Raw genomic sequence first — 6,074 nt, forward strand, 5'->3', positions numbered from 1 at the left:
GCGAACAGCGAGTGGGACAGCTGAATCGCATATAATGGGTCAGTAAGGCTTGCCTTTTGCGGCGTTGAAATATAATATCTGCGCTAAGCAATATTGTTGCAATGCACAAAGGAGGTAGGATGAGCGATCCTAATGGATTTGCGGGGCAGGACGGGCCGGTGGGGCGCAATCTGCCCCCGCTCAGGCTCCATGTGCCCGAGCCGCCGGCGCGGCCGGGCGAGGCGGCCGACTTCACCCATTTCGACATCCCGCCCGCCGGCGCGCAGCCGCGCCCGGACGAGGCGGCGCAGCCCGCCGACATACGCGACATGGCCTATGGGCTGGTGCGGGTGCTGGACGAGGACGGGCAGGCGGTCGGCCCCTGGAACCCGAAGCTGCCGGCCGAGACGCTGCTGAAGATGCTGCGGTACATGGCGCTGACCCGCGCGTTCGACGGGCGGATGTTCCGCGCGCAGCGGCAGGGCAAGACCAGCTTCTACATGAAATCGACCGGCGAGGAGGCGGTGTCGATCGGCGCGGCTTTGGCGCTGTCGCGGGATGACATGTGCTTCCCCAGCTATCGCCAGCAGGGAATATTGATCGCGCGCGACTGGCCCATCGTCGACATGATGAACCAGATCTATTCCAACAAGGGCGACCGGATGAAGGGCCGCCAGTTGCCGATCATGTATTCGGCGCGCGACGCGGGTTTCTTCTCGATCTCGGGCAACCTCACCACCCAATATCCCCAAGCGGTCGGCTGGGCGATGGCGAGCGCGGCGAAGGGCGACACGCGGATCGCCGCGACCTGGTGCGGGGAGGGATCGACGGCGGAGGGCGATTTCCATTCGGCCTGCACCTTCGCCAGCGTCTATCGCGCGCCCGTCATCATGAATGTGGTGAATAATCAATGGGCTATCAGCAGCTTTTCAGGCTTTGCGGGAGCGGAGGCGACGACCTTCGCGGCGCGGGCGATCGGCTATGGCATTGCGGGGCTGCGGGTCGACGGCAATGACGTGCTGGCGGTCTATGCGGCGACCCGCTGGGCCGCCGACCGGGCGCGGGCCAATGGCGGGCCGACCTTGATCGAGCATTTCACCTATCGGGTGGAGGGCCACAGCACCTCGGACGATCCGACCGCCTATCGCTCCGCCGAGGAAAGCAGTCTGTGGCCGCTGGGCGATCCGATCGCGCGGCTGAAGGCGCATTGCATCGGCCTTGGCATCTGGGACGAGGAGCTCCATGCGGCGATGGACAAGGAACTGGCCGAGCTGGTCCGCGACGCCGCGCGCGAGGCGGAGAAGAACGGGATATTGGGCCACGGCCTCCACCATCCGATGGAGTCGATGTTCGAGGATGTGTTCGAGGAAATGCCCTGGCATTTGCGCGAACAGCAACAGCAGATGCTGGACGAATGGAAGGCGGCGGGGCTGTGAGGGGCTTGGCGATCAAACCTTCTCCCTTGATGGGAGAAGGATACGAAGCCTTGCGAGCGAAGCGAGTTAGGCGGAGTTGGATGAGGGTGATGTGTGCCATCGACAGGCCGCCGCCCCCTCACCAAGCTGCGCTAGCCAGCAAGCTGGCAAGCTCCGCTATCCTCTCCCCCCAAGGGAGAGGGAAAGTATGAGCATGACCGAACCCACCACCCAAACCACCCACATGAACATGATCCAGGCGATCAACAGTGCGCTGGACGTGATGATGGACCGCGACCCGCAAGTCGTCGTGATGGGCGAGGATGTCGGCTTTTTCGGCGGGGTGTTTCGCGCCACGGCGGGCCTCCAGCAGAAATATGGCAAGAACCGCGTGTTCGACACGCCGATCACCGAATGCGGGATCATCGGCGTGGCGGTGGGGATGGGGGCTTATGGCCTGCGCCCGGTGCCGGAAATCCAGTTCGCCGACTATATCTACCCCGCACTCGACCAGCTGGTGAGCGAGGCGGCGCGGCTGCGCTATCGCTCGGCGGGCGAGTTCATCGCGCCGATGACGGTGCGATCTCCCTTCGGCGGCGGCATCTTCGGCGGGCAGACGCACAGCCAGTCGCCCGAGGGCATCTTCACCCATGTCTCTGGCGTCAAGACGGTGATCCCCTCGACGCCCTATGACGCCAAGGGGCTGCTGATCGCGGCGATCGAGGATAATGATCCGACGATCTTCTTCGAGCCGAAACGCATCTATAATGGGCCGTTCGACGGCCATTATGACACGCCGGCCAAGAGCTGGGCGGGGCATCCCGACGCGCAAGTGCCGGAGGGCTATTATCGCATCCCGCTGGGTAAGGCGCGAATCGCGCGGGCGGGCGAGGCGCTGACCATCCTGTGCTACGGCACGATGGTGCATGTGGTCGAGAACACGGTCGCGGCCATGGGGGTGGATGCCGAGATCATCGACCTGCGGACTTTGGTGCCGCTCGACATCGAGGCGATCGAGGCGTCGGTGCGCAAGACCGGCCGCTGCCTGATCGTGCATGAGGCGACGCGGACCAGCGGCTTCGGCGCGGAACTGCTGTCCCAAGTGCAGGAGCGCTGCTTCTATCGTCTCGAAGCGCCGATCGAGCGGGTCACAGGGTTCGACACACCCTATCCGCACAGCCTGGAATGGGCCTATTTTCCGGGGCCGGTGCGCATCCGCGAGGCCATCACCAAGATCATGAAGGATTGAGCGTCATGGCGCTGTTCACGTTCAAGCTGCCGGACATCGGCGAAGGCATCGCGCAGGCGGAGATCGTCGGCTGGCATGTCAAGGTCGGCGACCGGGTCGAGGAGGACCAGCCGATCGCCGACATGATGACCGACAAGGCGACGGTCGAGATGGAAAGCCCGGTGGCGGGCACGGTGGTGCGGCTGGCAGGCGAGCCGGGCGACCAGGTGTCGATCGGGGCGATGCTGGTGGAGATCGAGGTCGAGGGCGATGGCGCAATCGGCGCTGCGCCGCCGCCAGCCAAGGAGACGATCGCGGCGGAGACGGCGGTGAGCGAATCTCCCCTCCCTTCAAGGGAGGGGCCGGGGGTGGGTGGCGAGCGCAGCGAGCCTCCTGTCGTCGCGCCGGAAGAAAAGCCGGCTTCGCCGGCACCCACCCCCAACCCCTCCCTGGAAGGGAGGGGAGTAGAAGTTCTCGCGTCCCCCGCCGTGCGGGCGCGAGCGAAAGAGTTGGGTATCGATCTGTCGCAGGTGAAGCCTTCGGGCGACCGCGTCCGCCATGCCGATCTCGACGCCTATCTGCTCTACGGGTCGGGGCAGGGCTATGCGCCGGCCGGGCGGTCGGCGCGGCGGGGCGACGAGACGGTCAGGGTCATCGGGATGCGGCGGCGGATCGCGGAGAATATGGCGGCGTCGAAGCGGCATATCCCGCATTTCACCTATGTCGATGAGATCGACGTCACCGCGCTGGAGACGCTGCGCGAGCAATTGAACGAGGGACGCGGGGAGCGGCCCAAGCTCACCATGCTGCCGCTGCTGATCGTCGCCATCTGCAAGACCTTGCCGGACTTCCCGATGCTGAACGCGCGCTATGACGACGAGGCAGGCGTGGTGACGCGGCACGGCTCTGTGCATCTGGGCCTCGCGACGCAGACCGATGCGGGGCTGATGGTGCCGGTGATCCGCGACGCGCAGGACAGGAACATCTGGCAGCTTGCGAGCGAAATCCGCCGCTTGGCCGAGGCCGCGCGGACGGGCAAGGCGAAGTCCGAGGAACTGAGCGGATCGACGCTGACGCTGACCTCCTTGGGGCCGCTGGGCGGGATCGCGACGACGCCGGTCATCAACCGGCCCGAAGTGGCGATCATCGGCCCCAATCGCGTGATCGAGCGGCCGGTCTTCCGGGGCAAGGAAGTCGTCGCGGCGAAGCTCATGAACCTGTCGATCAGCTGCGACCATCGCGTGGTCGACGGTTGGGATGCGGCGAGCTTCGTGCAGGCGGTGAAGAAAAGGCTGGAGGCGCCTGCCTTCCTGTTCGTGGATTAGTGCTGCGGCCTCTAATTTAATTATGAACCGTTCGTGCTGAGTAGGGGCTGAGCCTGCCGAAGCCCCGTATCGAAGCACCGGTCCTTCGATACGCCATTTCGACTTCGCTCAATGGCTACTCAGGACGAACGGGGTGATGCAGATTAGCCCAGCATATTCAAACTGCGTCAGCGCGCCACGCTGCGGTAGCTGAGGCGGCCCGCTTGTCCGGGGCCGGCGGCGTCGGGCAGCAGCCAGCGGACATGGGTCACATCCTCCGCCACGGCGCGGCGGATGCCGCCGAGCGGGGTGGGCAGCCACAGCCGGTCGAACCTGTCCCAGCTGCGCCCACCGTCGATCGACACCTGAACGCCGGGGGCGGTGAGATCGGGCGTGAGGCCCCGCAGCATTGTGCGGCTGGCGGCGAAGCTGCGCACCGGCTGCGCGCCTTCGTTGCGCCAGTGGAGGATGACGATGACCGGCTCGCCCGGCGCGGCGCGCGCGGCGCTTTCCAGCGTGCGGCGCGGGCGGCCGTTGAGGTCGGTGCTGACCCGTTCGACGAACATCTGGGTGTCGAGCCGCACCGCCGGCTGCGCCGATGCCGCGTGGCTCACCCCCATCATCGCCAGCGCGACGAGCGCCTGCTTCATGCCTTGCCCCGTTCTCATGTCCCCGGCTGCGGGGATAGCGGTATGCGCCGAATATTTGGTTAAGGCGGCGTTGGGGTTGACCAGGAAGCGGCTGACGACCCCGTCATGCCAGCGCAGGCTGGCATCTCCCTTTTCTTCGAGCGGGAAAGAAGGAAGAGAGATGCCAGCCTTCGCTGGCATGACGAAAGTGCCGCGATCCGCCGAACAGCCATTGTAAATTGACGCTGCCGCGCCGCCGCTTCACATCTGGCCCATGAGCAACGGGAATCAGCCGAGCGCCGCCGACCTTCAGGAAATCAACCGCCGGCGCGACCGGTTGCTGGCGTCGATCGCGCTGTCGGCGGGGATCGGGCTGATCCTGGCCTTGCCCTTCGCGTTGCGGGCGGGGGCGGAATTCTTTCTGCCGCTGACCGCCGCGCTGGTGATCGCCATCGCGCTGGTGCCGTTGCTCGAATGGATGGAGCGGCGGGGCATTCCGTCGGGGCTGGCCGCGCTGCTGGCGCTGATCGGCTTCCTGCTGGTGGCGAATACCGCGCTGGTCCTCATCATCGTGCCGGCGACCGACTGGTTCGCGGCGCTGCCCCAGCGTCTGCCCAAGATACAGGCCAATCTCGCCCCGTTGATCGACCTCTATGCCAATCTCCAGCGCTTCGTGGACGAGACCGTCGATATGATCGCGAGCGGGCCGGTGGCGGCGGCGCAGGCTTCGGCGGTTGATGCGCCGCGATCGCTGCTGCAATTTGCTGCGACCAGCGCGCCGGCGGCGTTCATCCAGATGGTGTTCGCGCTGCTCATCATCTATTTCTTCCTCGCCGGCTGGACGCGGCTAAGGCGACGGACGATCAACAGCCGGGGCAGTTTCGACGGGGCGATGGCGGTCGCGCGGGTGATCCAGAATGTCGTGGACGCGACCTCCGCCTATGTCATCACCATCGCGATCATCAACAGTTGCCTCGGCCTTGCCGTCGCCTTCGCGCTGTGGGTGATCGGGATGCCATCGCCGCTGATGTGGGGCGGGATCGTCGCCTTGCTCAATTTCGTTCCTTATTTCGGGCCGATGCTGGCCGCCGCGCTGCTGGGGCTGGGCGGGCTCATGGTGTTCGACGATGTATGGGTGGCGCTGCTGCCCGCGGCTCTCCAGATCGGGTTCCACCTGGTCGAGGCCAATGTCATCACGCCGATGCTGCTGGGGCGGCGGCTGACGATGAACCCGCTGCTGATCCTGGTATCGCTCGCCTTCTGGGGATGGGTGTGGGGGACGCCGGGCGCGCTGCTAGGGGTGCCGCTGCTCATCATCATCCAGACCGTCGTCGCGGCGGCCGGGACGCCCGATATCGCGGGCTTCCTGTTCGAGCAGGGCACGCTGACGGTGCCGCGCCGCAAAGAAAATGACTAGAAAGAGGAAAGCGGGGGCGCGGACGGTTGACAGCCCCGGCAGACGCTCATAGACGGCGCTTCCACACCGAACGCGGGTGTAGCTCAGTTGGTTAGAGTGCCG

General features: G+C 65.8%; 5 protein-coding genes. 4 read left to right on the forward strand and 1 reads right to left on the reverse strand.

Annotated features, from left to right (window positions below; all coding sequences use genetic code 11):
* Positions 1-119: 119 nt before the first annotated feature.
* From V2B31_RS11055 to V2B31_RS11065, 3 genes are all read left to right on the forward strand, one after another.
* Positions 120-1,415: a 3-methyl-2-oxobutanoate dehydrogenase (2-methylpropanoyl-transferring) subunit alpha gene (locus tag V2B31_RS11055; RefSeq protein WP_328278414.1), complete on the forward strand. Its 1,296-nt coding sequence runs from the start codon at positions 120-122 to the stop codon at positions 1,413-1,415.
* Between the two features lie 223 nt (positions 1,416-1,638).
* Positions 1,639-2,643 carry an alpha-ketoacid dehydrogenase subunit beta gene (locus V2B31_RS11060; protein WP_328278427.1) on the forward strand — a complete coding sequence of 335 codons (1,005 nt, stop codon included), beginning with the start codon at positions 1,639-1,641 and terminating at the stop codon, positions 2,641-2,643.
* Positions 2,644-2,648: 5 nt separating this feature from the next.
* Positions 2,649-3,947 carry a dihydrolipoamide acetyltransferase family protein gene (locus V2B31_RS11065; RefSeq protein WP_328278416.1) on the forward strand — a complete coding sequence of 433 codons (1,299 nt, stop codon included), beginning with the start codon at positions 2,649-2,651 and terminating at the stop codon, positions 3,945-3,947.
* A 167-nt stretch (positions 3,948-4,114) separates the two neighbouring features.
* Here the strand turns inward: V2B31_RS11065 and V2B31_RS11070 are convergent, their stop codons facing one another.
* Positions 4,115-4,576, reverse strand: coding sequence for a hypothetical protein (locus tag V2B31_RS11070; protein ID WP_328278418.1), 462 nt, complete (start codon positions 4,574-4,576; stop codon positions 4,115-4,117).
* 253 nt (positions 4,577-4,829) lie between these two features.
* Here V2B31_RS11070 and V2B31_RS11075 point away from each other — a divergent pair, with 253 nt between their 5' ends.
* Positions 4,830-5,972: an AI-2E family transporter gene (locus tag V2B31_RS11075; protein ID WP_328278420.1), complete on the forward strand. Its 1,143-nt coding sequence runs from the start codon at positions 4,830-4,832 to the stop codon at positions 5,970-5,972.
* Positions 5,973-6,074 lie beyond the last annotated feature (102 nt).

The organism is Sphingobium sp., assembly GCF_036170395.1.
GTDB lineage: Bacteria > Pseudomonadota > Alphaproteobacteria > Sphingomonadales > Sphingomonadaceae > Sphingobium.